The organism is Leisingera sp. S2M4 (assembly GCF_055398055.1).
This window is the reverse complement of the sequence record NZ_AP040861.1, coordinates 905,791-932,500: the sequence shown is the minus strand read 5'-3', so window position 1 is coordinate 932,500 and position 26,710 is coordinate 905,791. Positions and strand designations below refer to the sequence as shown.

Here is a 26,710-nt window from a genome sequence, read left to right as displayed (position 1 = left end):
TCGTTGAAACGACAGTGTTGTCCAAGTCAAGTACACTAACCCGCAAGATCGACAGATCTTGCAACAAGTTCCTGGTCACCGACATGACCGGGAGCGGGATAGTTTGCTTTTTGGTTCAGAAACAGAGGCGCCGGTTTCCTACCAGCTTCCGGTGCCGCGACGTGCAGATGCACTGTCTCTTTCTGGATCAAATCAAGCGCGAGAAGGGCGTTTGGTGGATGCCTTGGCAGTAAGAGGCGATGAAAGACGTGATACCCTGCGATAAGCCATGGGGAGCCGGGAATAGGCTTTGATCCATGGATCTCTGAATGGGGGAACCCACCTGAAAGTTCGTTATTGTTACCTCCGGTAATCAATAATGGGCTTAACCAGGTACTTAAAGACTGAATACATAGGTCTTTAAGAGCAAACCCGGGGAACTGAAACATCTAAGTACCCGGAGGAAAGGACATCAATAGAGACTCCGTTAGTAGTGGCGAGCGAACGCGGACCAGCCGAGCCTGATGAGTGAGAAGAACATGTTGGGAAACATGGCCAGAGAGGGTGACAGCCCCGTATTCGAAGCTCTGAAGGACGTATCAAGTAGGGCGGGACACGTGAAATCCTGTTCGAAGATCGGAGGACCACCTCCGAAGGCTAAGTACTCCTTACTGACCGATAGCGAACCAGTACCGTGAGGGAAAGGTGAAAAGCACCCCGACGAGGGGAGTGAAACAGTACCTGAAACCGAACGCCTACAATCAGTTGGAGGCCCCTTGAGGGCTGACAGCGTACCTTTTGTATAATGGGTCATCGACTTGGTCTCACGAGCAAGCTTAAGCCGCTAGGCGGAGGCGCAGCGAAAGCGAGTCTTAATAGGGCGCATGAGTTCGTGGGATCAGACCCGAAACCGAGTGATCTAGGCATGGCCAGGTTGAAGGTGCGGTAACACGCACTGGAGGACCGAACCCACATCTGTTGAAAAAGATCGGGATGAGCTGTGCCTAGGGGTGAAAGGCCAATCAAACTCGGAGATAGCTGGTTCTCTGCGAAATCTATTTAGGTAGAGCGTCATCCGAATACCCCGGGGGGTAGAGCACTGGATGGGTAATGGGGCCCCACAGGCTTACTGATCCTAACCAAACTCCGAATACCCGGGAGTACTAGATGGCAGACACACTGCGGGTGCTAACGCCCGTAGTGGAGAGGGAAACAACCCTGACCTCCGGCTAAGGCCCCCAATTCATGGCTAAGTGGGAAAGCAGGTGGGATGTCCAAAACAACCAGGAGGTTGGCTTAGAAGCAGCCATCCTTTAAAGATAGCGTAACAGCTCACTGGTCTAAATAAGACGTCCTGCGGCGAAGATGTAACGGGGCTCAAGCCATGAGCCGAAGCCGAGGATGCACATAGTGCATGGTAGCAGAGCGTAGTGTGACATAGTCTCATTCCTCCTTAGTTCCTCCGGGAACATTGGAGGAGAGAGGCTTTCGATGAAGCCGGGGCGTGAGCCATCCGGTGGAGAGATCACTAGCGAGAATGATGACATGAGTAGCGACAAAGAGTGTGAGAGACACTCTCGCCGAAAGTCCAAGGGTTCCTGCTTAAAGCTAATCTGAGCAGGGTAAGCCGGCCCCTAAGCCGAGGCCGAAAGGCGTAGGCGATGGGAACCAGGTTAATATTCCTGGGCCAGGAGGATGTGACGGATTGCAAAGGTAGTTCACTCTTATCGGATTGAGTGGGCTGCTCAGCAGTCCCTGGAAATAGCCCTCCATCAGACCGTACCCTAAACCGACACAGGTGGACTGGTAGAGAATACCAAGGCGCTTGAGAGAACGATGTTGAAGGAACTCGGCAAAATACCTCCGTAAGTTCGCGAGAAGGAGGCCCGGGTTCAAGGCAACTTGGATCCGGGGGCACAAACCAGGGGGTGGCGACTGTTTATTAAAAACACAGGGCTCTGCGAAGTCGCAAGACGACGTATAGGGTCTGACGCCTGCCCGGTGCCTGAAGGTTAAAAGGAGGGGTGAGAGCTCCGAATTGAAGCCCAGGTAAACGGCGGCCGTAACTATAACGGTCCTAAGGTAGCGAAATTCCTTGTCGGGTAAGTTCCGACCTGCACGAATGGCGTAACGACTTCCCCGCTGTCTCCAACATCGACTCAGCGAAATTGAATTGCCTGTCAAGATGCAGGCTTCCCGCGGTTAGACGGAAAGACCCCGTGCACCTTTACTACAGCTTCGCACTGGCATCAGGATTGTGATGTGCAGGATAGGTGGTAGGCATCGAAACCAGAACGCAAGTTCCGGTGGAGCCTCCCTTGAGATACCACCCTTCGCACTCTTGATGTCTAACCGCGGTCCGTTATCCGGATCCGGGACCCTGCGTGGCGGGTAGTTTGACTGGGGCGGTCGCCTCCTAAAGAGTAACGGAGGCGCGCGAAGGTTGGCTCAGAGCGGTCGGAAATCGCTCGTTGAGTGCAATGGCAGAAGCCAGCCTGACTGCAAGACTGACAAGTCGAGCAGAGACGAAAGTCGGCCATAGTGATCCGGTGGTCCCGCGTGGAAGGGCCATCGCTCAACGGATAAAAGGTACGCCGGGGATAACAGGCTGATACTGCCCAAGAGTCCATATCGACGGCAGTGTTTGGCACCTCGATGTCGGCTCATCTCATCCTGGGGCTGGAGCAGGTCCCAAGGGTACGGCTGTTCGCCGTTTAAAGAGGTACGTGAGCTGGGTTTAGAACGTCGTGAGACAGTTCGGTCCCTATCTGCCGTGGGTGTAGGATACTTGAGAGGAGTTGCCCCTAGTACGAGAGGACCGGGGTGAACGATCCACTGGTGGACCTGTTGTTGCGCCAGCAGCAGTGCAGGGTAGCTATGATCGGACAGGATAACCGCTGAAGGCATCTAAGCGGGAAGCCCCCCTCAAAACAAGGTATCCCTGAGGGCCGTGGAAGACCACCACGCCAATAGGCCGGAGGTGTAAGCGCAGCAATGCGTTCAGCTGACCGGTACTAATCGCCCGATAGGCTTGATTTGATCCAGTAACAGACAGTGTTACAGGAAACAGAAAGAAAACCATCCAAAACACAAAACCTGGACAACGTTGATTGTAACCGACGCAGGTTGTTCTGCCTGCCGCCAATCGGCGGTGACATAACAACCCAGCGGCAACGCGCATTTGCTTCGCAAACACGCTGCCTGCCGCTCGCCAGCCTTGCTCCGCAAGGCCGTCGGATTTGGATTTTCCTCGGTTTGGTGGCTACAGCACAAGTGAAACACCCGGTCCCATCCCGAACCCGGAAGTTAAGCACTGTCGCGCCGATGGTACTTGGGCTCAAGCCCTGGGAGAGTAGGTCACCGCCAAACCTAGTAAAATCCAAAACCTCTCTTCAACGATACAAGATTACCCGGAAAACGCGCCGATACGGCAAGTCACCGGATAATAACCGGCCTCAAGTAGCGATCCGCGCGGTAGGCCAAAAAAAGTGTCGCGGGATGGAGCAGCCAGGTAGCTCGTCAGGCTCATAACCTGAAGGTCGCAGGTTCAAATCCTGCTCCCGCAACCAAAGGTCACGACAAAGCCTCCGCAAAAAGCGGGGGCTTCTTCGGTTCAGCGCTCCCCAAAGCCATGAGCCCGGCCAGTTCCCCAATAGGCTCAAGCTGATGGCCGCCCGGCGCATCAGCAACCGGAACCATGCGCACCTGCGTAATCAGCGACCGCAGCGCTGCCGTGGCTTCCCGCTGCACTACGGGCGCGGTAAGCCTCGTGCACTGGATATGTCTCATCTGATGTTGCAAACTTTCGAAACTGCACCCGTACGCTCTTGTGTGGAGGGCAAAGCTGGCCCACAAGGTTTACCCTCAGGCTCGCTTCGGCAGGCGGGCGTGGTCACTCTCAGATTTGGAGCCAAAAATGCCCGGATATGTGATAGAACCGCCTCGTAGACCGGTGCTCGCGGTGGCTGGGGAGGAGCGGCTTTTTCCGGTGCGTCGGGTTTACTGCATTGGCAGAAACTACGCGGGACACGCGCTTGAAATGGGCCATGACCCGGACCGCGAGCCGCCGTTTTTCTTTCAGAAAAATCCGGACAATCTAAATACATCCGGAAAATTTCGCTATCCGGATAAGTCTTCAGATGTGCATTTCGAGGCGGAGATGGCAGTTGCGCTTGGTGGGGGTGGGCGCAACATTCCGGTTCTCGACGCGCTGAGCCTCGTCTATGGCTATGCCCCCGCGCTGGATATGACGCGGCGGGACTTGCAGGCAGCCGCCAAGAAGATGGGTCGGCCATGGGAAGTCGGCAAGGCTTTTGAAGGTTCGGCCCCTATCGGCCCCATTCAGCCTGTCAGCAACGTCGGCCATATCATGGCTGGCCGCATCTGCCTGGACGTGAACGGTGAGACGCGCCAGCAGGGAGACCTGAACCAGATGATCTGGAAGGTGCCTGAGATCATTTCCTACCTGTCGGAATACTTTGAACTGGCTGCGGGGGACATTATTTTGACGGGCACGCCTGCAGGTGTCGGCCCAACGGTCAAGGGCGATGCGCTGCGACTTGAGATTGAGGGGCTGGGAGTGCTGGAGGTTGATGTCGTCTGAAGCGATCTGTCGTCGGCCGTGATCTGACGAAGAACCGTCGACGGGTATGCCGAGCAGAGTCCTCTCGTAACCGATGCGAGAGGGCTGCCGCGAAGGCTTCTGCAGGTTATCACGGCAATTTCTTGGCCACAGCTACATGACATGGAGATGCCTGTGTCAGACAAAGAAAGCGTGCATTCACCGAAAATTATCAAAGTGTTATAGGTGCCTGGCCGCCCCAGTCTTGGCACTTCGTTAAGCGTTTCGTGGCATCACGATGTTTTAACGCACAATGATCTGGGGCATTCGATGTACCGAATACTGGACTGTATCACGACGCAGCATAACACCGGCCTGGTGGCTGTTGCCGCATTGGTCTGCATTGTCGGCTCAAGCCTTTCTGTTCGGCTGTCCAGCCGATTGGCGGGTGCCCGCGGGCGGCGGCGGTTGGTGCAGTTGGGGCTGTCCAGCATGATCGGCGGGGCAACAATCTGGTCGACCCATTTCATTGCGATGCTGGCCTATGAACCCGGTTTCGACAACGGATATGAGCCGCTGCTGACTGCGTTCTCCTTGGTGGTTGGAATGGTCGGGGTGCTGGTTGCCAACGCCGTCCTGGCCTTTGGTCACGGTCGCAATATGCCGCTGGTGGCGGGGGCGTTCTTCGGACTTGGTGTGTCAGCGATGCACTATACAGGCATGGAGGCATTCCTGTTGCCCGGGACGATCGAATGGTCTTCGACCTACCTGGTGGCCTCGGTCGTGGCCGGTGCCGGTCTGGCGGCCTTCGGTTATCGCATGATTGCCAGCAGTTCCCAAGGCGGTCGCAACTGGATGGCGGCATCGGCGCTCTTGGTGACAGCGATCTGTGCCATGCATTTTACCGGCATGGCGGCAATCGAAGTGCGGCTCAGCCCCTTGCTGGAGGTGCCGCCGAAGGTCATCGCGGATACCACGCTGAGCATGCTGATCTTCGGCGTGATGGGGTTGATCCTTCTGGTGGGTTTCGCGTCTGCCAGCATCGAAGCGAACCTGGAAATCGAGGCGCAGGACAAGCTGGCGCATGCCGCGCTGCATGATCCGTTGACCGCGATGCCGAACCGGATGTGGTTGACGCAATATCTCTCGGCGCTTCAGTTGCGCCTGCAGCGAGATGAGACCGAGCGTGCGGCAGTGCTGACCATCGACCTGAACCTCTTCAAAGAGATCAACGATCTGCACGGACATGCCGTCGGGGACAAGGTGCTGCAGGCCGTATCTGACCGTCTGCGTGCGCAGCAGGGGCCGGGGGAACACATTGCCCGCGTCGGCGGGGACGAGTTTGTGGCCGTGAAGCAGAGCTTCCGACGGGTTGAGCAGGTGCTGGCATACGCCGAGCGGTTGCATGCCTCTATCGTCGAGCCGATCGATCTCGATGCGCTGTCGGTGCGCGTAGGGGCCTCAATCGGTGTCGCCACCAGCCTGACCGAGGGGCGGGATCCGCAGGACCTGCTGCACAAGTCGGATTTGGCGATGTACCGCGCCAAATCCGATCCGGCGTCCAACATCTGTCAGTTCAGCGCAGAGATGGACCGCCAGAGCCGCGACAGGCTGCAACTGGTCCACGATCTGCGCCAGGCCGGGGCCGCTGGCCAGTTCGAACTGGCCTATCAATTGCAAAATGATCTGACCACACTCGACCCGTTGGGATTTGAGGTCTTGCTGCGGTGGAACCACCCGACCCGAGGGCGGGTATCCCCGGCAGAGTTCATCCCGATCGCGGAAGAAACGGGGCTCATCCGCGAAATCGGTCACTGGGTGCTGCGTGCTGCCTGTAAAGAGGCCGCCAGCTGGCCGCAGCCATACCAGGTGGCCGTGAACGTTGCGCCGCAGCAACTGGTGCAGCCTTCCTTTGTGGAGGATGTCATGGATATCCTGCTTGAGACCGGGTTGTCGCCAGAACGGCTGGAGCTGGAGATCACCGAATCCAGCATCATTGACGATCAGGCGCATACGCTGAAGGTGATGCACCAGCTGAAGAATTACGGTGTTCGCATCGCAATGGATGACTTCGGTACCGGGTATTCCTCGCTCGCGACTTTGCAGACCTTCCCGTTTGACAAGATCAAGATTGACCGGAGCTTCGTGCGCGGGGTTCACAAGAATGCGCAAAGCGCCGCCATCGTGCGGTCGACGCTGCTGCTGGGATCTGCCTTGAAAATCCCTGTCCTCGCCGAGGGGGTGGAGGAAGAGGAGGAGCTGGTGTTCCTTCAACAGGAAAACTGTACATCGGTGCAGGGGTTCTACTTTGGCAAACCGATGAGCCAGGCAGAAATGCGGCAAATTGTAAGCCAGAACGCGCAGGAGCAACGTGCGAAGACGGCATAACTGCCGGGCCAGTTCCTGGCCGACATAAGCTGTGGAACTTCATGTTCAGGGGGGGCTACGGCTCCCCCTGTCAGATTCTGAGATCAGCGAATCTCCACTTCACAAAGGGTCGGATGTACCTGCGCAGCCCCTCCGTAAGGGCGGGTTTCAAAATCGGCTTGTTGTCCGAACCATATGGAAATATGAGCCGATTTTTTAGTTGGTCGGCATCCGCGCATAAGTATTGGATTTTGGATATTGTATCAGTATAAGGTCCGAAGCTGCGTTTGGGAGGAGGAAGCATGGCTGGAATCAGCGAAGACATCTTTCGCGCTGAAAGTGCGCTCGCTTGACCGGCATTTTGCGACTTGCTTTGCCAGCACGCCGAGGTCGGCAATTGGCATGCCCAGAAGAAAGACACGCGCAGAGAAGCCGGGCAGCCGGTGGATTTGGTATTGCCTTCACAACATGGAGAACTGAGGAATGAAAACGCTGTTTAAAGCAGTCGCGGCCGGTGCGATGGCGCTGCAGGTTGCGGCCCCCGCATTCGCCGAGGACATCAAGCTGCGCTTTGCAGGTGTGTTCCCGATCGATCATCAGGGCACAAAGATGATGGAGCAGGTGGCTGCCGAGGTGAACGCCGCGGGTGTTGGCCTGGAAATGACCGTCTTCCCGGCCAGCCAGCTGGGCTCCGGTGAGGCGCTGTTCGAAGACGTCGCGCGTGGCAACATCGACTTTGCGTCCGCCTTCATCTATTCGGACACCGATCCGCGCCTTGAGTTCCTGAACATGCCGTTCCTCGTCAGCAGCTACGACGACATGGACCGCGTGCTGCGTGACATGGATTCGGACTACAACCGCATCCTGCAGGACATCACCGACGAATATGGCATCCGCGTAATGGCGGCCAACCCGGAAGGCTTTGTCGGTATCGTTGCCACCCGTGAGCCGGAGAACTGGAACAACTTCGAAGACAAGGGCATGAACATCCGTGTCTGGTCCTCGAACGCGGTGAAATCCACTGTTGAGGCTCTGGGCTATCGCGCGACCACCATGGCGTGGGGCGACATCTTCCCGGCCCTGCAGTCCGGTATCGTTGACGGTGCGATCTGCTGCACCAAGACCGCGACCTACTCGATCTTTGCCAAATCCGACGTTGGCACCCACTTCATCGAGTACAACTCGCTGCTGGAGCAGACCTTCTACTACGGTTCCGAGCGCACGCTGGCGAAGCTGAACGACGAGCAGCGTGCCGTTATCCAGGCCGCAATGGACAAGGCGTCGGCAGACTTCTTCGAGTATAACCGCAAGAATGACGAGGCCTTCGGTCAGAAGCTGATCGAGAGCGGCTACACCATTCTGAAGCTGAACGACGAAGAGCAGAAGGCCATGGCCGACTACGTCCGCAGCACTATCTGGCCGACCATGGAAGGCGCGGTAGGCAAGGACGTGATTGACCAGGTGCTGGCCGCAGTTCAGTAATCCACTTCAGCAGGGGCAGCACGATGCGTTGCCCCTGTCTGCATTTGCAACACGTTAGCGCCCTGGCGGACAGCAAAGTGCCGGGGCCGTGGCAGACGGTGAACCTGCGACATGTGCGCAGGTTTTCCCCATCGCGGCCTTCGGGGCGCTCAACGCCAAAAAGGGGGCAAGATGGCCCGAGTAACGGACGAATTGCCGCGCTTCATCGGGGTGCCGATGGACTGGGCGATGTTTCTAATGAAAGCGATCGTCATTTTTTCCGGCGTGCTGATGGCAGTGACCTTCGGTCTGGTCGTCATCGTGCGCTATGGGCTGGGTGGGGATCTTTTCGCATATGAAGAGTGGCTGTTGGCGATCAGTATCGTCGGTTTCTTTGCCGGTGCCGTTTTGGCATCCGAGCGCAGGCTGCATATCAACGCCGATATTCTGGAAGTGGTCATCACCAATCCAAAGTGGATCTGGTGGCGGGGCTTTATCGTTCTGGCGATCGAACTGATCGTCACGGTGTTCATCGTATATGCCTGCTACGTGTCTTTGGCCGACGATTTCTCCTTCCCGCGCTTGCGGGCAACGCCAGCCTTGCGCATTCCCTTCGTCTCCTGGCGCATTGCCATCATGATTGCCTTCGGCTTCATGGCGATGTTCTCGGCTGCGCACCTCTATGTTCACATCCGAAAAGGTCTTGGGCTGCCTCTCAAATCTGACATGAACAAGGAGCTGCGGTCATGATCATCGTCGGAAGTCTCGTCATCGTCTGCGCGATGCTGCTCTTGGGGGTCAGCGTCTTTGTGGCCTTTGGGGCGGTGCTGATGTTCATCGCGCTGGTCGGGGATCAGTCGATTACCGGCTATCTGCCAACCGGCTCGACCGGCCTCCGGTCGCTGGTGCTGCTGGCCATTCCGCTGTTCATGATCGCCGGTGGCGTGATGGAGCGCGGACGCATCGCGGCGCCCCTGGTGGCCATCGCCGAAATGTTCGTCGGCCATCTCAAGGGCGGTCTGAGCGCAGCTGCGGTACTGGCCTGCGGGGTGTTCGGCTCCATCGCGGGAAGTGCGAACTCCACCCTGACCTGCATCGGCGGCATCATGCTGCCGCACTTGAAAAGGGCCAATTATCCCGAGGGCAAATCCGCGGCGCTGCTGGTGGCCGCCAGCCCCCTCGGCCTGTTGATCCCACCGAGTGCCAATCACATTCTCTACGGCTGGGTGGCGCAGCAGCATGTGCTGAAGTGCTTCCTGTCCACTGTGATCCCGGCCTTCATTCTGATCACTCTGCTGATCATCACCAACCGGTTTATGCTGCGCAAGCATGACGACATCCAGCTGACCGAGCGGCCGTCACCGTTCTTCCCGGCGCTCAAGGCGCAAGGTCGCGTTGCCGGCCCTGCGCTGATGATGCCGATCATCATTCTGGGCGGCATCTACGGCGGGATCATGACCCCGACAGAGGCTGCGGGGATTGCTGTTGTCTATGCGATTCCAATCGCGATCTATTTCTATCGCGGGCTGACCTGGCGGGGGCTGCTGGAGACCATCCAGAAATCCGGCATCACCATTGGCGTCGTGATGATCATGATCTTCATGGTGCTGATCGTGTCGGACAACCTGATCGCCCAAGGCGCACCCCAGATCGCACAGCAGATGGTCTACTCGGTGTCGGACAACCCGATCGTAATCCTTCTGATGATCAACGTGGTGATGATCCTGATCGGCATGCTGATGGACGATATCTCCGGCCTGCTGCTCTCGACCCCGATCCTGCTGCCGATCGCGCAGAGCGTCGGCATGGACCCGATCCACTTCGCAGCCGTGATCGGCGTCAACCTCGGGATGGCAAACATCACGCCGCCGACCGCGCCGCTGCTGTACCTGGGCGCGCAGGTCGCGGATACGCCCGTGGCCAAGATGCTGTGGCCGACGCTGGTCTTCATCATCTTTGCCTGGTTGCCGACGCTGATGTTGACGACCTTCGTACCTGAAGTGGCGCTGTGGCTGCCTGAGCTGCTGCTCGGCTGATGGCACGGTTTCGCCCTCGGCGAGACAGTTCTGAAAACCCTGGAAAAGCCGACGCTTGCGCGTCGGCTTTTTTGCTCTGCATTCTGCGTGACAGCTGTGCGGCAAAAAAGTGAGGGGTGGGTGTGAAAAAGATATTGGATTTTGGATCCAAAATTGACTATGACCAGAGTGTAGAGTCGCGAACTCCCGTTTCGCGTCCTGCAATCGGTTTTTGGGGTCTCAGATGTCCGGGCATGGCTCCGGCTTGGGGCTCGATACGGCAGGCTGGCCCGCAAGTCGGCATATTCAATAAGGAGCAACCATGTCCCAGAATGTCTTCACGGGTACCATGCCCGCACTCATGACGCCCTGCAAGGCGGACCGCACCCCGGATTTCGATGCCTTGGTGAAAAAGGGCAAGGAAATGATTGCCGCTGGCATGTCCGCCGTTGTGTACTGCGGTTCCATGGGGGACTGGCCGTTGCTGAGCGACGAGGAGCGGATGACGGGCGTTGAGCGTCTGGTGGAAGCCGGCGTTCCGACCGTTGTGGGCACCGGTGCGATCAATTCTAAATCCGCTGTGGCGCTTGCCGCGCATGCGCAGAAGGTCGGCGCCGCCGGTCTGATGGTGATCCCGCGCGTCCTGTCCCGCGGAACCTCCGTCATCGCCCAGAAGAACCACTTCAAGGCCATCCTGTCGGCGGCTCCGGAAGTGCCTGCCATCATCTACAACAGCCCCGTCTACGGTTTCGCGACCCGTGCCGACCTGTTCTTTGCGCTGCGTGCCGAGCATCCGAACCTGGTGGGCTTCAAGGAATTCGGTGGCAAGGACGACCTGCGCTATGCCGCTGAACACATCACCAGCAAGGATGATCAGGTGACCCTGATGGTGGGCGTGGATACCGAGGTTTACCACGGTTTCGTCAACTGCGGTGCGACCGGGTCGATCACCGGCATCGGTACCGCGCTGCCGAAGGAAGCACTGCTGCTGGCAGCCCTGTCGCAAAAGGCCGCCGAAGGCAATGCCGAAGCTCGTCTGCGGGCGCGCGAACTGGAAGAAGCCTTTGGCGTTCTGGCCAGCTTTGATGAAGGCACCGACCTGGTCCTCTACTACAAGTACCTGCTGGTGCTGAACGGCGAGGAAGAGTACCGCCTGCACTTCATCGAAACCGACGAGCTGACCGATGCGCAGCGCAACTATTGTGAACAGCAGTACAACCTGTTCCGCACCTGGTTCGCTGACTGGTCCAAGCAGGGCGGGATTATCGCTGAATGCATGTAATTGACAGCCACACCGGCGGGATGCCCACACGGGTCATCCTGGAGGGTAGCCCCGACCTAGGGTCGGGGCCGCTGTCCGCACGGGCAAAGACGCTCTCCGCGGAGCACGCTGATTTCTGCAACTCGGTCCTGCTGGAGCCGCGCGGCCAGGCCGGTATGGTGGCTGCGCTGCTGGTGGAGCCTGTTGATCCTGAGTGCGTCACTGGCGTGATCTATTTCGATGCGGATGCGGTCCTTGGCATGTGCGGACACGGCACGATCGGGCTGGCCGTTACCTTGGCCCGAATGGGGCGCATCTCGCAGGGGATTCACAAGATCGAAACCCCGGCAGGGGTGGTCACGGTGGAGCTGCATGATGCAAACACCGTGTCGGTCACCAACATTGAAAGCCGCCGTATTCACCACCAGGCGACGGTCGACGTCGAGGGGATCGGAGCTGTCACGGGTGACATGGCCTACGGCGGCAACTGGTTCTTCATTGCAGATGCGCCGCTTGAGGTGACGACAGCCAACATTCCCGCGTTGACGGATCTGTCGGTGGCCATTCGCGAAGCCTGCATTCGGGCCGGTCTCACCGGGCCCGAGGGCCAGCCTGTGGATCACGTGATCCTCAGTGGTGCAAGCCCGAACGCGGCCGCATTGCGCCGCAATTTCGTATTGTGCCCGGACAATGAATACGACCGTTCGCCCTGTGGAACCGGAAGCTCGGCCTTCGTGTCCTGTCTGGCGGCGGCTGGCCAGCTGGCCGAGGGCGAGGAGATCGTGCTGGAGAGCGTGATCGGCAGCTCCTACCGGCTGTCCTACCGGCCCGGCCCGACAGGCGGCGTCATCCCGCGCATAACCGGGCAGGCCCACATCATGGCGGAAACGACGCTGGTTTTTGACCAGAATGATCCGTTCAAGGCCGGGATCGTCTGAAAATCTGACGGGGCGCACAGGCCGCCCCGTTTATCTTTTGATCCAATCAGAGGGCGGATCCCATGCCGCAGGATATTGTTGTCATTGGCGCAGGTGTCGTTGGTATCAGCATTGCCGCCGAGCTGGCCGGAAACGGGCACAAGGTACGGGTGCTGGACCGCAAAGGCGTCGCCGCCGAGACCTCGCAGGGCAATGCGGGGGCGTTTGCCTTTACCGACGTGATGCCGTTGGCCGCGCCAGGCATTATGCGCAAGGCGCCGAAATGGCTGTTGGATCCGCTGGGCCCGTTATCGATCCCACCACGATATGCGCTGCAGATTGCGCCCTGGATGCTGCGGTTCTGGCGTGCCAGCTGGCAGGATCGCCACGATGCCTCGGTTGCGGCTCAAAGCGCGCTGATGGACCTGTCCAAGGCAGCGCTGGAGCGCCAGATCGCCGCCACAGATGGCGAAAACCTGATCCAGCGCGACGGCCAGCTGCAGCTGTATGAGGGCGAGGCGCAGTTTCGGGACAGCCTGCCCGGTTGGGAGCTGCGAGGCCGCTATGGCATCCGCTACGAATTGCTGCGCAGCCCGGAGGAAATCGCTGAGATCCAGCCGGGATTGCATCCCCGGTTCACTCACGCGGGCTTCACGCCGGACTGGATCAACACGACGGATCCCAAGGCCTGGACCGAGCATCTGGCACGCGCCTTTGTCGCGGCCGGAGGCGAAATCCTGAGCAGCACGGTGCGCTCGATTGTTCAGGATGGTGAGCGTGTCGAGTTGTTGTGTGAAGATGGCAGCCTAACCTGCGACAAGGTCGTGGTGGCCGCTGGCGCCTGGTCGCACCACCTGGCGCGCACCCTAGGGGACCGTATCCCGCTGGAGACCGAGCGTGGGTACAACACTACTTTGCCTGCCGGGGCATTCGACGTCCGCACTCATCTGACATTCGGGGCGCACGGATTCGTTGTCAGCCGCATCAATGGCGGTGTGCGTGTGGGCGGTGCGGTTGAACTCGGCGGGCTCAAGCTGCCGCCCAACTACAAGCGCGCGGATGTGCTGTTGCAAAAAGCGGCCCGGTTCCTGCCGGGGCTCAAGACAACAGGCGGGGTCCGCTGGATGGGGTTCCGCCCGTCGATACCGGATACGCTCCCTGTCATCGGGCAATCCCCGAAGGCGGCCAACGTGATCTACGCCTTCGGACATGGGCACCTGGGGCTCACGCAGTCCGCCGCCACCGCTGAACTGGTGCGCGACGTCGTGGCGGGCGGCTCGTGCGCCATTCCGCTTCACCCCTACAGGGCCGACCGATTTTGATTAAGGGAGCAGTAAATGCGTAGCACAAAGACCATACATGTGATTTCAGCCCATGCCGAAGGTGAGGTCGGGGATGTCATTGTCGGTGGGGTGTTGCCGCCGCCGGGAGAGACCCTGTGGGAGCAGCGCAAGTTCATCGCGCAGGATGAGACCCTGCGCAACTTCGTGCTGAATGAGCCGCGTGGCGGCGTCTTTCGCCATGTGAACCTGCTGGTGCCGCCAAAGCACCCGGAGGCAATCGCCGCCTGGATCATCATGGAGCCGGAAGACACGCCTCCCATGTCGGGGTCCAATTCGATTTGCGTCTCGACCGTGCTGCTGGACGGGGGCTTGGTGCCGATGCAGGAACCGGAAACCCATATGGTGCTGGAGGCCCCGGGAGGACTGGTGCGTGTGCGTGCTGAGTGCCGGAACGGCAAGGCGGAACGCATCTTCGTGCAGAATCTGCCGAGCTTTGCCGACAAGATCCAGGTCCCGCTTGAGGTTGACGGGCTGGGCACGATCACGGTGGATACGGCCTATGGCGGTGACAGTTTCGTGGTGGTGGATGCGCAGGCGATGGGATTTGACATCGTTGAATCCGAGGCCAAGGAGATTGCCCGCCTGGGGGTGCGGATCACCGATGCCGCGAATGAGCAACTGGGCTTCAGCCACCCGGAGAACCCTGACTGGGATCACATCTCGTTCTGCGCGCTCTGCGGCCCTCTCAGCAAGACGGAGACCGGTTTCAGCGGAAAGTCGGCTGTGGCGATCCAGCCGGGCAAGGTCGACCGCTCACCGACAGGCACTGCCGTGTCTGCGCGCATGGCGCTGATGGCGGCGCGCGGTCAGTTGAAGATTGGTCAGACGTTTGACGCGGTGTCGATCATCGGGTCCCGGTTTTCCGGGCGCATCGTCGAACCGGCCAAGGTGGGCGGCCGCGATGCAATCGTGCCGGAAATCAGTGGCCGTGGTTGGGTTACGGGAATTCACCAGCATATGCTGGACCCGGATGATCCCTGGCCGGGTGGTTATCGCCTGTCGGACACTTGGGGCGCCTGAGCGCCAAAGTCTGGTTGCAAGGCTTGTCGGGGAGGCTGATCCGTTCAGCCTCCCCTTCGTTTTGATCAGGCACCGGTCAGGGCAATGAGGTCATCGTAAAGGGCCTGCGGGATTTCCACATAGCCGCGGTCCAGGTTGCGCGCGCGGGCCGCGAAGCGGCGCTGCGAGGGTAGCCGTGCGCCCTGGTCGATAATATCGGCGAAAAGCCGTTCTGCGCGGGCATCGTTCTCGGCGGTGCGGCCTGCGCTGAAGTGCTCGGGATCAAAGGCCAGAATGATCTCGCCGTGGTACGGCGCGCCGCCTGCGCCTTCGGCGAATTCCATGCTTTCCAGGCTCGTCAGATCGTCAATCAGCGGGCCAGCCATCAGCTCGATCATGATGGACAGGGCAGACCCCTTGTAGCCGCCGAACGTCAACATCGCCCCATCCAGCGCGGCCTGCGGATCGGTGGTCGGCTTGCCGTCCTTGTCGATCGCAACGCCCTCGGGGAGGGGTTTACCCGCGCGTTTGTACAGTTCGATTTCACCGCGTGCAAAACCGCTGGTCGCAAAATCGAACGTGAACGGATCTTTGCCCACGCGCGGCCAGGAGAAGGCAATCGGGTTGGTGCCAAGGCTGCCGCGGGTCCCGCCGGCTGGCGCTACCCAGGAATGGCTGGGCACCATCGCCAGGCCTGCCAGCCCGGCTGCGGACAGGCGCTCCACTTCCGGCCAGAGCGCGGAGAAGTGGAAACAATTGTTGATCGCAAGCGCGGCGATCCCATGTTTGCGGGCTTTGGCGATGAGTTCGGGCATTGCCTGCTCCAGTGCAAGCAGCGACATCCCTCGCTGGGCGTCTGCCCGGACGATTGCCGTTTCCCCGGTGCTGATGTGGGGCTGGACGTGTCCGTCGATCTTGCCGGCATCCATGGTTTGCTGACACATGAAGAGACGGAACAGGCCATGCGACTGACAATCATCCAGCTGACAGGTGTACAGCATATCGGCGATGGCGCGGGCGTGATCCTCTCCATACCCTGAGCGTTCGAGCACCGACAGGGCCAGGTCCCTGATTTCCTGAAGGGGGAGTTGTTTTACGTCGGTCATGGCGCGTCTCCAAATTGTGTATCTGGATATTGGATGCAATATCCGGCATTGCCGTGGCAAACTGTTTTTATCTTCTGATACCTGAAATGCTGCTGTATGGTCAGCTTGTTGTTTAATTTGCATCCAAAATCCAAAAGGGAAGGGGGCCACATGGCGGGCAGGCGTGCTGTCAAGAAGCAAAGCTTACCGGAGATGATTGCAAGCGATCTGAGACAGCGCATTCTCAGCGGCGAGCTGGCAGAAGGGGAAGCAATCCGCCAGGAGCTGTTAGCCAAAGAATACGACGTGTCACGAATGCCGGTCCGCGAGGCCTTGAAGCGCCTGAGCGCCGAGGGGCTGGTGCAATGGGAAAACAACCGCGGCGGCACCGTTATCAAGCATTCTCTTCGGGAGATTGGGGAAATCTTCGATCTGCGCATCCTGATCGAGGTTGACCTGTTCCGCCGGGCCATTCCGAACATGACACAGGCGGATTTTGACGCCTGCGAAAAGCTGCTGTCAGAGATGGAAGGATCCTACGAGGCTGATGATGTCAGCCAGTGGGGGCAATCCAACCACGAATACCACATGGCGCTGTATGCCGCCGCCGATCGGCGCATGTCGAAAGAGTTTCTGGAGCGTATCAGCCTGCATTCCGACCGCTACGTGCGCATTCACCTCAGCGTCATGAAACAACGCCAGCCGGCAAAGGAGGATCACCGCAAGTTGCTGGAGCTTGCGGCCAAAGGAGACGTCGAGGGTGGTGCAGTGCTGCTGCAAAAGCATATCGAACGCACCAAGACCGAGCTGCTTGAAATGATCGCCAAACAGCGTCGCCTCGCAGGGGAGTAGCGGGTCTTGCCGTGAATGGGGGTTGCAGCGGAGGTGATATTGGATACAATATCCACAAACAAGCTGCTCACCTATGTTCCACACGAAAGTGAACCCGAAATGACATTGACCCCTCACGGAAAACATCTGATTGCAGGCGCCTGGACCGCGGGCGCTGAGACCTTCGAATCCAGCCCGGCGCATGGTCCCAGCCACCGCTTTTCGGTTGGCCGCGTGGAGGATGTGGATGCCGCCGTACAGGCCGCGGAAGAGGCCTTTTGGAGCTTTGGTTATTCCTCGCGTCAGTCGCGCGCAGACTTTCTGAACGCGATTGCGGATGAAATCGAAGCCCGCGCGGATGCGATCACCGAGATCGGCTGCCAGGAGACCGGTCTGCCTGAGGCCCGCCTGCAGGGCGAACGCGGCCGCACCACCGGTCAGCTGCGGATGTTCGCGGCGCATATCCTCAAAGGGGACTACCTGGACCGGCGCCACGACGAGGCCCTGCCGGAGCGCCAGCCGCTGCCGCGTCCCGATCTGAAGATGGTGCAACGCCCGATCGGACCGGTGGCTGTTTTCGGCGCATCGAACTTCCCGCTGGCGTTCTCCACGGCCGGGGGGGACACCGCCGCGGCATTGGCGGCTGGCTGTCCAGTTGTCGTCAAGGGGCACTCTGCGCATCCCGGTACCGGCGAGATCGTCGCCGAGGCGGTACTGGCGGCAGTGGAAAAATGTGGTGTGCACCCCGGCGTGTTCAGCCTCATTCAGGGCGGCAACCGTCAAGTCGGGTCGGCGTTGGTTCAGCATCCGTTGATCAAGGCGGTTGGCTTCACCGGCTCGCTGGCGGGTGGCCGCGCGCTGTTTGATCTCTGTGCCGCGCGCCCGGAGCCGATCCCGTTCTTCGGCGAGCTGGGGTCGGTCAATCCGATGTTCATCCTGGATGCCGCGCTTGAGTCGCGCGCTGAAGAAATCGGCAAAGGGTGGGCTGCGTCGCTCAGCATGGGGGCGGGGCAGTTCTGCACCAACCCGGGTATCGCCGTTGTAAAGTCGGGCGCGGCGGCAGAGGCCTTTGCGGCGGCTGCACGGCAGGCGTTGGCAGAGACCGGCGCGCAGACCATGCTGACCGATGGCATCGCCGAAGCGTACCGCGGCGGTCAGCGTCGCGTCGCAGAGACTGCGGGCGTTCAGGAGCTGCTCTCGACAAGTTGCGATCTGCGCGATGCGACCCCCTATCTGTATCAGACCACGGCGGAGAACTGGCTGAAGAACGAAGTGCTTGCCGAGGAGGTCTTTGGCCCCATGGGCATCATTGTCGTGGCTGAGGGCGCTGATGATATGCGGTCGATCGCGCTCAGCCTCCAGGGGCAGCTGACCTGCACGCTGCATATGGATGACGCGGACATGGACGCGGCTCAGGCCTTGATGCCGATTCTGGAGCGCAAGGCAGGTCGGGTTCTCGCCAACGGTTTCCCCACCGGTGTCGAGGTTTGCGACAGCATGGTTCATGGCGGACCTTACCCGGCGTCGACCAATTTCGGAGCCACCTCGGTTGGCAGCCTGTCGATCCGTCGCTTCCTGCGCCCGGTCTGCTATCAGAACCTTCCGGCGGCGCTTGTCCCGGATCTGCAGGACTGAAGCCAAGGCGCCCTTGAGCGTCAGATTGATGAAAAAGACGAGCGGGCCTCCGGGCCCGCTTTTTCATTGTTTGAAGGGGGATTGTGGGCAGGGGGCGTTGGTCCTGCAATGGCCGCTGTCATGCGGCTCAGAGCCGTGTCAGGCTGTTTGCTATTTCCTGTGCGATTGCCTCGGCATCTACGCCTTCCCGTTCCGCCGAAACGCGTAGCCCCAGGAGATCCGACTGGTAGCGTCGCGCCAGCGCTTCCGGGTCGTGATGTGCGGCGATCTCCCCGGCTTGCTGGGCTTCGCAAAACAGCTCGCAGAAGTGCTGTTCCATCTTCAGAAGATGACTGTTGGCCTTGGCGGCCAGCGGGTGCTTGTGGGCGTGAAGTTCCAGCAGCGTCTTGGACAGCATGCAGGCCTTGGCTGGGGCTTCCGCGGATGAAATGGCCAGAGCGGGAAAGCGCTTCAGCGCACCGATCGGGCCGAGTTCCTGCTTCAATGCTTGCAACCTGTCGGCGCCGTCCGCAGCGTATTTGTCCAGCGTCAGTTCGAACAGCGCATCCTTCGATCCGAAGGCCGCGTAGAAGCTGCCCGGCTTCATGTCGAGGCAGGCTTCGAGATCCTTGAGTGACGTGCCCGCCCAGCCGCGCTGCCAGAACAGGTTGCGGGCGCGTTCGATCAGGTCGTTGCGGTCATGTTTCGGTTTGCGCGGCATGGGAGCACCATCTATTGAGCGGTCACTCAAATATATACTTGAGTGATCACTCAATAAAGGCTAATTTGGTCGGCGATCAAAAAGAGCAAGGATCGATGCGATGAAATTTCCTTCCCACGACCATGACAGCGCCCCAGAAGCCTCCAAGCCGCTGCTGGAGCAGTCCCAGAAGGCATTTGGACGCCTGCCAGGGCTGCACAAGGTGCTGGCCGAAAGCCCGCAGGCGTATGAGGGCTACCAGGTGCTGCACAAGCTGTTCACGGAAACCGAATTCGATGCTGACGAGCTGACCGTTGTCTGGCAGGCCATCAATGTTGAGCACGCCTGCCACTACTGCGTCCCGGCCCACACAGGCATCGCCAAGATGATGAAGGTCTCGGATGACATCACCGAGGCGCTGCGCAATGAGACGCCGCTACCTTCGGCCAAGCTGGAAGCGCTGCGGACCTTCACGGTCCAGATGGTGCGTACGCGCGGCAATGTGACCGAGGCGCAGATGCAGGCGTTTTTTGACGCGGGCTACGGACACCGTGCGGTGCTGGACGTGATCCTCGGGTTGGCACAGAAGACCATGTCAAACTACGTCAACCACGTGGCCCAGACGCCGGTGGACGAAGTCTTTCAGCCCCTGGCCTGGACGCGCAGCGAAACGCCTCTGGAGGTATAGGGCATCGTTCCCTTTCGGGGATTACAAAGAATTCGCGCCGCAGAAGACACTGCGGCGCGAATTTTTTGTTGAGGGGGCAGTGCGAGGGGATTTGGGGGCGTCTCGCAGGTGGTGCCTTGCTCGAGTTTCCCGCTGTAGCTCAGTGGCGGAAGGCGCGCACGCAGGTGCGTCCAGAGCTAAGGCTTGAGCGCCTGCGTGAGCTGAGAAAGGGAGGTGCAAGAGACGGCAATCGTCGGTCCGTCTGTTGCCGCACCGGAGGGCGAAACGCTGCCTTTTGGCTTGCGTGGTTTCGTCTTCATTTTGGGAGAATGGCTGGGGTGGTAGGATTCGAGCCTCTTCCTATTTGTATTTATCTACAAGTAGTTAGGTCCGATTCACAAGGAAGGTGTTGCGGGAAATGTTGCGGGATTTGTTGCGTCGCCCCCCAATCATACACTTAGGGGGCGACGAACTCACTTGGATGTTGAATGTGGAACTCGACGGTGTGGTCGGCGCCCGAGCCGCTCAACTGGTTCAGATTACCGAAACAGTTGACCAAGTGTCGTAAAGGGCGGGCAGATTGACATGCTTTACGCGGAACTGGTTCCGTTTCTGTGGTTTTCCATTTTCGATCTTCACCCCCGGGTCAAGGAAGACGGCCTTTGTAGCGATAGCCGACAGGAACTTGATGGGATCAGTTCCTTCACCGATCTCGACCTCGCCGCCGTAGTGATACTCCCGCGGCGTTCCCGTCGCGAATGCGGGAACATAAACAGCTTGGGCGTGCTTGCGGGACCAGTGTTCAACGATGTCTTTGATCCGCCACCCAGCTGCGACGTTGCCCGCGGGATCCATTAAAGCTAGTTCTGCGTTCATGTCAGATATCTTGCCCGTTCTGGGGTCAAAGCCTGAAAGTTGGATTGCCAGTTGGGTGCGCTTGTGTGGGGCTTTTCCAATGGAGTAGATCCCTCCGAAGTTTCGTCTGCCAGCCCGCCCTTTCGTGTCGTTGTATCCATACAGCTTCATGAACTTTGAGAAGTCCTGTGCATAGACACCGATTGTGGGCTCCGGGGTCATAAGGGTCGTCGGGGATTTCGCTTTCATGGAGCCAAGTGCGTTGACGGAAAACGATTTCACTTCCCACCCCATGAAATCGGGGTCTGCCCTACCATTCGGAAGTATGCCGAGTTCGGCTTCCAGCGTATAACCACCTGCATTCTGCGCGGCGTATGGTTTCTTGGTCCCCGGCGGAGGAGCGTAGAGACGCTGACCGCGTATGGGGCTAAGCCTGTGAATGCGGCCGAGCTCAGTGAGGAGCTGCGTCAATGGGTCGGCGGCAGGATCTGAGAGATACTTTGTCAACTGCAGTAGCACGCCGTCAGTAGGAAAGGTGGCGCTTAGTAGTTCTCGTTGAATTGGAGACCCTTCTTTATCCGCGTAGCCTATTACACGTCCGTCTGGGCAGGTTCCGAAAACAATAACCCGCCCGGGAGCCCTGCACGTCAGGATCTCTTTAGTGCGAACGTCATGGGTACCTTGGACAAAGCCGGAAAACCGCACTTCGGGATAGTCAGGATACAGAATCAGTTGCGCACCCGGTGCTTTTTCTAGTCCGCTCTCGGAAACCCAGAAAAAGTTTAGCTTGGCTTTCGGGTTCTTGGTGGAGTCGCTCTTGATTTCACCATGCGGGATGACATTCAAGGCGGCAAAGCCCTTACTCAAGTAGGGTTGGTTCTTATTGTTGTCGTTAGGCGCCAATTTCTTTGCATAGAATTTCGTGGCTCCTGCGTCGCGCATTGTATTTGCCAAAGCACTGAGACTCTGAAACATGCTGTCCCTCAATCTGAATCATTTTACTTTGAGAGGACAGCCATTCTTCCAGAAGATCAAGAGCTTGCCCGACAGGTAAGCGGAGGCGCCCATAAAGCGCGCATTCCCAGACGATTGCGACTCGCCAACCTTTGTCGATAAGAGCGTCTTCGTTGAGGAGGTCTCGCTGGACATTGCCTGTAATTTTTTTGAGCCAAAACTCCCGGCGGGTTTGAGGGATTGCAAACATCGGGCAGTCGTGCGCGTGCCAGAAGCACCCGTTTACAAATACAACTGCATTCCATTTTGGTAGTACCAGATCAGGTTTTCCGGGTAGCTGCTTGTTGTGAAGCCGATAGCGGAAGCCACGTGCATGTAGCCCTTTTCTGATAAGAAGCTCTGGTTTGGTGTCTTTCCCGCGGATTGCCGACATGTTGCGTCGGCGCGCGGACTCCGCTGAATTACTCGGCGGCAAGGTCTTTTGGGCCTTTGGAGAGCTGCTTGGTCTTTAATTCTATGTTGGCATGAATGTGATCACGCATGATACGTGCAACCTCCTCAAACACTGGTACAGCAACGCTGTTACCAAACTGGCGATATGCCTGCGTGTCGCTCACAGGAATCCGAAAATCATCCGGATAACCCATGATGCGGGCACATTCCCTAGGGGTCAGTCGACGCGGGTTCTTTCCCTCACCTTGGTATATTAGGATTTCCGACCCGTCCTTGTAGTAACGCGCCGACAGAGTGCGACATGTATCGTCAGGGCCAACAAGTCCAAAACCAAATCCGTTTCCCGCAGACTTGTGCTTTTGGGCGTAGTCTTGGAGGTACTTCCAAAGATGATCAGTGAGGGTGTACTTGTCGTTTACCTTAGCCATCTCACCTAAGGTGAAGTGGCCTTCGGGAACTTCCGTGCCGTCCTCCGGGTGCAGGACGTCGCGCATCTTTCGAAGTCCCTTTTCTGGCAGGTTTAGATCTTCGAAAGAGAAGCCGGTATCCTCGAGGAAGCCGACAATCACAATTCGTTGGCGATGCTGCGGCAGGAAATGCCGAGCATCAATTACGACATCATGGATCTTGTAACCCAGCTCAAGCAACGCCCCTTTGATTACTAGATATGTCTTGCCTCGGTCATGGCTGCGAAGGTTTTTCACATTTTCCAGTAGGAAGGCAGCAGGTTTGTGGTGTTTCAGAACACGAACGACATCATAAAAGAGTGTGCCCTGTGTTTCGTCTTCAAATCCATGCGCTCGACCGAGCGCATTTTTCTTACTCACCCCTGCGATGGAAAAGGGCTGGCAGGGGAAGCCTGCACACAGAACGTCATGCTCGGGAATGTCCGCCGCATCAATCTTCGTAATGTCGCCGGCGATCGGGTGATTGTCACGGTAGTTCTCTGCATAGGTCTTCTGGGCGAAACGGTCCCATTCACTGGTAAAGACGCAGCGCCCGCCAATGCTATCCATCGCACGACGCAGCCCGCCAATGCCAGCGAAGAGATCTACGAATGCAAACCCTTTATTGTCCATCTTGTGCCCGTCCCTCTTTGCTCCGACCATATCTTGCGGAAGGGTGAGCGTCTATCCGAGAATTCTCAGGAAGTGAAGGCACGAAGGATTGCGTAGGTCCTACGCTAGCAGGGCATTGCAGAAGTCCACTACCTGCACCACAGCCGCCCTTTTGCGGCGGTACTCGTTGGTCAACACGCAGCCGCTAGGCCCATTACCAGCGGCTCGCCGGTCCGCACCACCTCATCGGGTGTGTCGGGGTGCTGTAAGGCACGGCCATGTTCGGCAGCGCGCGGTGCTAACCGGTCACAGATCGCCCGACCATGACCCGAAGGTACGGCGCAAGCGCTCACGGGCAGCATCAGCATCACCGCCAGCGCCCGTGGCGCCGTCAATACGCTCAGTCGTTTCATGGTATTCCTTTCGGTCTTTCGCGACGATCTCGGCAGCCTTGTCGCGCGCGCCGAGTGTGTAGGCGATTGCCAGAACGGCAATTGCCGCGAGGGTGCCCCACACCGGGCGGGGCATCTTGGGCAGAAAGGCCCAGATCATCGCCATTCACGCAGCTTGCGACGGGCAATGATGAGCAGGCCGCCAACCAGCAGTAGGCTGCCCAGAACAGCGGTAACCTGTGCGGCCAGGCTGAGGCTGCCCAGACCCGAAATCAGCGGCGCAAGCACTGCTGCGCCGCCGCCAGCAATCACGCCGATGCCCTTGACCGCGGGGTCATCCCGCAGCTGCTCGGGGTGCGGTTCTGGCGGCGGTGAGAAACGGGGGGCGGGCTGGCCGTTGGCGGGTTTCGGCAGCTTCCATCGGTCGCCCCATTCGCGGTCAGGGCCAATGTCCACATGAATGAAGTTATTACGGCGATAGAAGCCGAACCCGGTAAAGCCGACCGCACGGGCAGCAAGCTCAAACACCTCAGGGTCATGGTTCGCCATGGATACATCAAAGGCGCGGGCCTTGAGGTGCTGCGATTTGGTGGCCCCGCCAACTGCGCGGTTGTGCTCGGGCGAACGATAGGCCGAATTGAGCATCAGCGGCACGCCGAGACGGTTGCGCAGGGCTTGCAGCGTATCCATGGCGTCAAAGTCAATGCCGACCCTGCCCGTGCCACGGCAGGCGATTTCCTCGGGTGAGAAATTCGGCCAGCGCCAGATATCGGCGGGAACTTGGGTCCAGTGGTTGAAATAGATCATCCGTTGCCCTCCTTGAGCGCAGCAACGCGCCGGGCCATCTCGCCCGAGGCTTGGTTGAGGTTTTCCATGAGGCCCGCCGGGCTGGCCGGGGGGCGGTCATCAATTGCGCGGCCTTGGATTTGCGCATCGCGCAGCACGCCTAGCGAGGCGCGGGCCTTTGTGAGATGCGAAAGGCCGCTATCGGGGTCGATATCCTCGCCCTCAAACCACGCGAACAGATGGCGCAGCGTGGCAGCAAAGTAGGTGGAGGCCAGAACACCGCCGGTGCGCCAGTTGTGGCGTCCGTATTTCAGGGCGCCCTCACCATGGGCAACCGCATCCTCGGCAAGCACGGCGATAGGCAGCGCGGCAAAGGGTATCTTTTTCAACCCGGCCTCCTGTTTGGGGTCGTTCGGATGGACGCCGGGCGCTGTGGTCCGCATGGTTTCGCAGTCCGCACGGCCGCAATCCTCGGAAACACCGTGGTTCAACTCTTTGGCAGGACCGGCCTGCGCCGTTTCTGCGGCCTCCAGCGCTTCTTTCTTGCGGTCAACGTCATAATCTGCCCAACTCATTGGGTTGCCCTCCATTTTCCGTTTTTCAGGGTGATGACCGTGCGCTTGCCGTTGGCGTAGGTGACAATCAGCGAGTGCGACCAGCTTGACGGGCCTTGGTTGTAGCCCATGGCCAAAAGGCTCATGGTGCCCATCTGGTAACAGCCATGATAGATGCGGGCCGAATGCGAGTGACCGATATTGGATTTCTCGCCGGTTCGGGCGAGGTTGGCCGCCGACCCCCGCGCACCATTCGGGCCAATGTCGCCATGCTGATCATGGCGAATGCCCGCGATCTCAAGGCGCTCATCGCGCGCCAGAAACCGCACCTCGGCGGCCAGCCCTGCGCGTTTGAGTGCCCATTCGGCGAGGTCAAAGCGCAGATCGGCGCGCTTGAGCGCGGCGACCTTTTGCCCGGCGGCCTCAAGGTAAAACGCGGCGTTTACCGGATCGCGGCGAAAATCGGCCTCGCTAACCCACCGGTCAAAATGCTCATCATGGTTGGCTTTGACCACATGGGTGGAAACACCCGGGCGCAGCATCCGGTTGAGGTTGGCTGCGGTCGCCTCAATCTCGCCCTCAACGGACTCAGCGCGGTTGTAGTGGGCGGCGATCAGGTCAAACACCGTGTTGTGATGCGACCGGCTGCCAAAATTCAGCACGTCGTGCAGCACTTGGTGCTCGGGCTGGAGCACGTCAATCAGGCCGCCATCGCCCCAGACGGTTTCAAGCGCAACCGGGTCAACCTCTGTGCCGTGAATGTCGCCCGGGGTGAGCACAAGCGCGCGCTGACCTGCCTCCACCTTTCCAGCCTCAACACGCAGGCCGAGGTCATGAATAACGCCGCTGGTGTCAGCGTTGATCTGCCGCACAAACCAGTCGCCAGCGGAATCCACTTCTACAATCAAGGCGGCATAGGCGTGGTGAAATTCTGCTTTCAGACCCGCTTTGTGCTTGATGTAGTTTTTCAGGGTCACTGCCCCGGTGGTGTAAAGAAACTTGGTGTCAGTGCCCGGCGCGGTGGCCACGGACTTGAGCGCAACTTGAGGGTGCGGGAAAATGCAGCTTGGCGCCCCCGCGAAACTGTCCAGACCGGACAGCGGGTCAGTTGCGGTGGGTATGATGTTCATATCCCCCACCCACAATAGACCCGGGGCGATCTCCACCCGATCATCGCAGAAATGAGGCTCAAGGGCCGCGTCATACCAGAGCGATTTATCCGCCGCGCGCTTCACAACCTCTTGCCCGATCTGCCACGCGGTGTGGTTATAGCGGATGCGGCCAACCATGATCTCGGCGCCGTAGTGATCGGCCAGCGCGTTCAGGTTTGCCCAAAATTCCGGGTGGACCTTGGTATTCGATTGGGCGGCGGTGAGGATGTAGCGGGCAGGTGCGCCAGAGGGGGCGCCGAGGCGGCGGGCCACGCTGGCCACCACCTCGCCATGCGCCGAGATGCCCCACATATCGGCTTTGCGCAACCGGCGCTGCAGCCACCCACGGTCAACGCCGAGGGCACGGGCGGCAGGTCTGACGCCGCCGTGCGCCTCAACAGCCAAGACAGCATCACGGGCCTCGGCGGGGGTGATGGGTGAACGCCGGGCGGCGGCCTTACTTTTCGAGGGTTTCGCCATGCTCAGCCTCCTGTGCGTCTTGAAGGGCGGCGCGCTTGATTTTGACCTCAAGAAGCTTGTTCCAAGCGGTCAGGACCAAGATGAAAAAGCCCACGGCTGCGGCGAGGAATTGAAAAAGCGGGTCGATGATTTGCACGATGGGGTCGGCGTATTTCAGCCAAAGAGGTGCTGTAAGACCTGCGCTCCCCATCATTGCTGCGGTGCCAGTGCTGTGCATGTGGCCTCCA

23 protein-coding genes, 1 tRNA gene and 2 rRNA genes are annotated in these 26,710 nt (G+C 59.2%); 15 read left to right on the top strand and 11 right to left on the bottom strand.

Translation table 11 applies throughout. The features are described 5' to 3' along the window. Positions 1–190: 190 nt before the first annotated feature. From ACZ52D_RS04530 to ACZ52D_RS04520, 3 genes are all read left to right on the top strand, one after another. Positions 191–3,018: ribosomal RNA gene (locus tag ACZ52D_RS04530) — 23S ribosomal RNA — on the top strand. 215 nt (positions 3,019–3,233) lie between these two features. Beyond that, positions 3,234–3,348, top strand: a 5S ribosomal RNA gene (gene rrf, locus ACZ52D_RS04525). Between the two features lie 123 nt (positions 3,349–3,471). Then, positions 3,472–3,548: transfer RNA gene (locus tag ACZ52D_RS04520), tRNA-Met, on the top strand. 4 nt (positions 3,549–3,552) lie between these two features. Here the strand turns inward: ACZ52D_RS04520 and ACZ52D_RS04515 are convergent. After that, positions 3,553–3,768 (bottom strand): hypothetical protein, encoded by a 216-nt coding sequence (locus ACZ52D_RS04515; RefSeq protein WP_464442703.1) that lies wholly within the window; start codon positions 3,766–3,768, stop codon positions 3,553–3,555. A gap of 127 nt (positions 3,769–3,895) precedes the next feature. Between ACZ52D_RS04515 and ACZ52D_RS04510 the strand changes: the two genes are divergently transcribed. The 9 genes from ACZ52D_RS04510 (at position 3,896) to ACZ52D_RS04470 (ending at position 14,924) form a co-directional block, all read left to right on the top strand. Beyond that, positions 3,896–4,582, top strand: a complete 687-nt coding sequence (locus tag ACZ52D_RS04510; protein WP_464442702.1) for a fumarylacetoacetate hydrolase family protein — start codon at positions 3,896–3,898, stop codon at positions 4,580–4,582. Positions 4,583–4,870: 288 nt separating this feature from the next. Then, positions 4,871–6,928: a putative bifunctional diguanylate cyclase/phosphodiesterase gene (locus ACZ52D_RS04505; protein ID WP_464442701.1), complete on the top strand. Its 2,058-nt coding sequence runs from the start codon at positions 4,871–4,873 to the stop codon at positions 6,926–6,928. A gap of 462 nt (positions 6,929–7,390) precedes the next feature. Beyond that, positions 7,391–8,389, top strand: coding sequence for a TRAP transporter substrate-binding protein DctP (dctP, locus tag ACZ52D_RS04500; RefSeq protein ID WP_222455426.1), 999 nt, complete (start codon positions 7,391–7,393; stop codon positions 8,387–8,389). A 192-nt stretch (positions 8,390–8,581) separates the two neighbouring features. Continuing rightward, a complete protein-coding gene (locus ACZ52D_RS04495) occupies positions 8,582–9,118 on the top strand; it encodes a TRAP transporter small permease (protein WP_464442700.1) in 537 nt (178 codons plus the stop codon). Next, complete coding sequence (locus ACZ52D_RS04490) at positions 9,115–10,404, top strand: TRAP transporter large permease (protein ID WP_222455424.1); 1,290 nt, start codon at positions 9,115–9,117, stop codon at positions 10,402–10,404. The genes ACZ52D_RS04495 and ACZ52D_RS04490 overlap by 4 nt, the downstream gene beginning before the upstream one ends. A gap of 301 nt (positions 10,405–10,705) precedes the next feature. Then, positions 10,706–11,665, top strand: coding sequence for a dihydrodipicolinate synthase family protein (locus ACZ52D_RS04485; protein ID WP_464442699.1), 960 nt, complete (start codon positions 10,706–10,708; stop codon positions 11,663–11,665). Then, positions 11,656–12,582 carry a 4-hydroxyproline epimerase gene (locus ACZ52D_RS04480; protein WP_464442698.1) on the top strand — a complete coding sequence of 309 codons (927 nt, stop codon included), beginning with the start codon at positions 11,656–11,658 and terminating at the stop codon, positions 12,580–12,582. Before ACZ52D_RS04485 ends, ACZ52D_RS04480 begins: the two co-directional genes overlap by 10 nt. Positions 12,583–12,644: 62 nt before the next feature. Further along, on the top strand, positions 12,645–13,883 hold the full coding sequence (locus ACZ52D_RS04475) for an NAD(P)/FAD-dependent oxidoreductase (protein WP_464442697.1): 1,239 nt from the start codon (positions 12,645–12,647) through the stop codon (positions 13,881–13,883). 15 nt (positions 13,884–13,898) lie between these two features. Continuing rightward, positions 13,899–14,924, top strand: a complete 1,026-nt coding sequence (locus tag ACZ52D_RS04470; protein WP_464442696.1) for a trans-3-hydroxy-L-proline dehydratase — start codon at positions 13,899–13,901, stop codon at positions 14,922–14,924. 65 nt (positions 14,925–14,989) lie between these two features. Here ACZ52D_RS04470 and ACZ52D_RS04465 read toward each other — a convergent pair whose 3' ends face one another. Next, on the bottom strand, positions 14,990–16,132 hold the full coding sequence (locus tag ACZ52D_RS04465) for an Ldh family oxidoreductase (protein ID WP_464442695.1): 1,143 nt from the start codon (positions 16,130–16,132) through the stop codon (positions 14,990–14,992). A gap of 27 nt (positions 16,133–16,159) precedes the next feature. Here ACZ52D_RS04465 and ACZ52D_RS04460 point away from each other — a divergent pair, with 27 nt between their 5' ends. Together ACZ52D_RS04460 and ACZ52D_RS04455 are read left to right on the top strand one after the other, a co-directional pair. Next, the gene (locus tag ACZ52D_RS04460) at positions 16,160–16,840 is read left to right on the top strand and encodes a GntR family transcriptional regulator (protein ID WP_369925871.1); all 681 of its coding nucleotides are present in this window, start codon (positions 16,160–16,162) and stop codon (positions 16,838–16,840) included. Between the two features lie 99 nt (positions 16,841–16,939). Continuing rightward, positions 16,940–18,454 carry an aldehyde dehydrogenase (NADP(+)) gene (locus ACZ52D_RS04455; RefSeq protein ID WP_464442694.1) on the top strand — a complete coding sequence of 505 codons (1,515 nt, stop codon included), beginning with the start codon at positions 16,940–16,942 and terminating at the stop codon, positions 18,452–18,454. A gap of 127 nt (positions 18,455–18,581) precedes the next feature. On the opposite strand, the gene ACZ52D_RS04450 is transcribed toward ACZ52D_RS04455, so the two are convergent. Then, a complete protein-coding gene (locus tag ACZ52D_RS04450; protein WP_464442693.1) occupies positions 18,582–19,154 on the bottom strand; it encodes a TetR/AcrR family transcriptional regulator in 573 nt (190 codons plus the stop codon). A gap of 100 nt (positions 19,155–19,254) precedes the next feature. Between ACZ52D_RS04450 and ACZ52D_RS04445 the strand changes: the two genes are divergently transcribed. After that, complete coding sequence (locus ACZ52D_RS04445; protein WP_222455416.1) at positions 19,255–19,821, top strand: carboxymuconolactone decarboxylase family protein; 567 nt, start codon at positions 19,255–19,257, stop codon at positions 19,819–19,821. Positions 19,822–20,334: 513 nt separating this feature from the next. Here ACZ52D_RS04445 and ACZ52D_RS04440 read toward each other — a convergent pair. The 8 genes from ACZ52D_RS04440 to ACZ52D_RS04405 form a co-directional block, all read right to left on the bottom strand. Beyond that, a complete protein-coding gene (locus ACZ52D_RS04440) occupies positions 20,335–21,597 on the bottom strand; it encodes an MvaI/BcnI family restriction endonuclease (protein WP_464442692.1) in 1,263 nt (420 codons plus the stop codon). After that, positions 21,548–22,084: a very short patch repair endonuclease gene (locus ACZ52D_RS04435; RefSeq protein ID WP_464442690.1), complete on the bottom strand. Its 537-nt coding sequence runs from the start codon at positions 22,082–22,084 to the stop codon at positions 21,548–21,550. The genes ACZ52D_RS04440 and ACZ52D_RS04435 overlap by 50 nt, the downstream gene beginning before the upstream one ends. Further along, positions 22,071–23,141, bottom strand: coding sequence for a DNA (cytosine-5-)-methyltransferase (gene dcm / locus ACZ52D_RS04430; RefSeq protein ID WP_464442689.1), 1,071 nt, complete (start codon positions 23,139–23,141; stop codon positions 22,071–22,073). The genes ACZ52D_RS04435 and dcm overlap by 14 nt, the downstream gene beginning before the upstream one ends. A gap of 285 nt (positions 23,142–23,426) precedes the next feature. Beyond that, positions 23,427–23,678 carry a hypothetical protein gene (locus ACZ52D_RS04425; RefSeq protein WP_464442688.1) on the bottom strand — a complete coding sequence of 84 codons (252 nt, stop codon included), beginning with the start codon at positions 23,676–23,678 and terminating at the stop codon, positions 23,427–23,429. Continuing rightward, the gene (locus ACZ52D_RS04420) at positions 23,669–24,319 is read right to left on the bottom strand and encodes a D-Ala-D-Ala carboxypeptidase family metallohydrolase (protein ID WP_464442687.1); all 651 of its coding nucleotides are present in this window, start codon (positions 24,317–24,319) and stop codon (positions 23,669–23,671) included. The genes ACZ52D_RS04425 and ACZ52D_RS04420 overlap by 10 nt, the downstream gene beginning before the upstream one ends. Beyond that, a complete protein-coding gene (locus ACZ52D_RS04415; protein ID WP_464442686.1) occupies positions 24,316–24,873 on the bottom strand; it encodes a dATP/dGTP diphosphohydrolase domain-containing protein in 558 nt (185 codons plus the stop codon). Before ACZ52D_RS04415 ends, ACZ52D_RS04420 begins: the two co-directional genes overlap by 4 nt. Next, on the bottom strand, positions 24,870–26,483 hold the full coding sequence (locus ACZ52D_RS04410; RefSeq protein WP_464442685.1) for a hypothetical protein: 1,614 nt from the start codon (positions 26,481–26,483) through the stop codon (positions 24,870–24,872). Before ACZ52D_RS04410 ends, ACZ52D_RS04415 begins: the two co-directional genes overlap by 4 nt. Continuing rightward, positions 26,461–26,700, bottom strand: a complete 240-nt coding sequence (locus tag ACZ52D_RS04405; RefSeq protein ID WP_464442684.1) for a hypothetical protein — start codon at positions 26,698–26,700, stop codon at positions 26,461–26,463. Before ACZ52D_RS04405 ends, ACZ52D_RS04410 begins: the two co-directional genes overlap by 23 nt. Between the last annotated feature and the right edge of the window lie 10 nt (positions 26,701–26,710).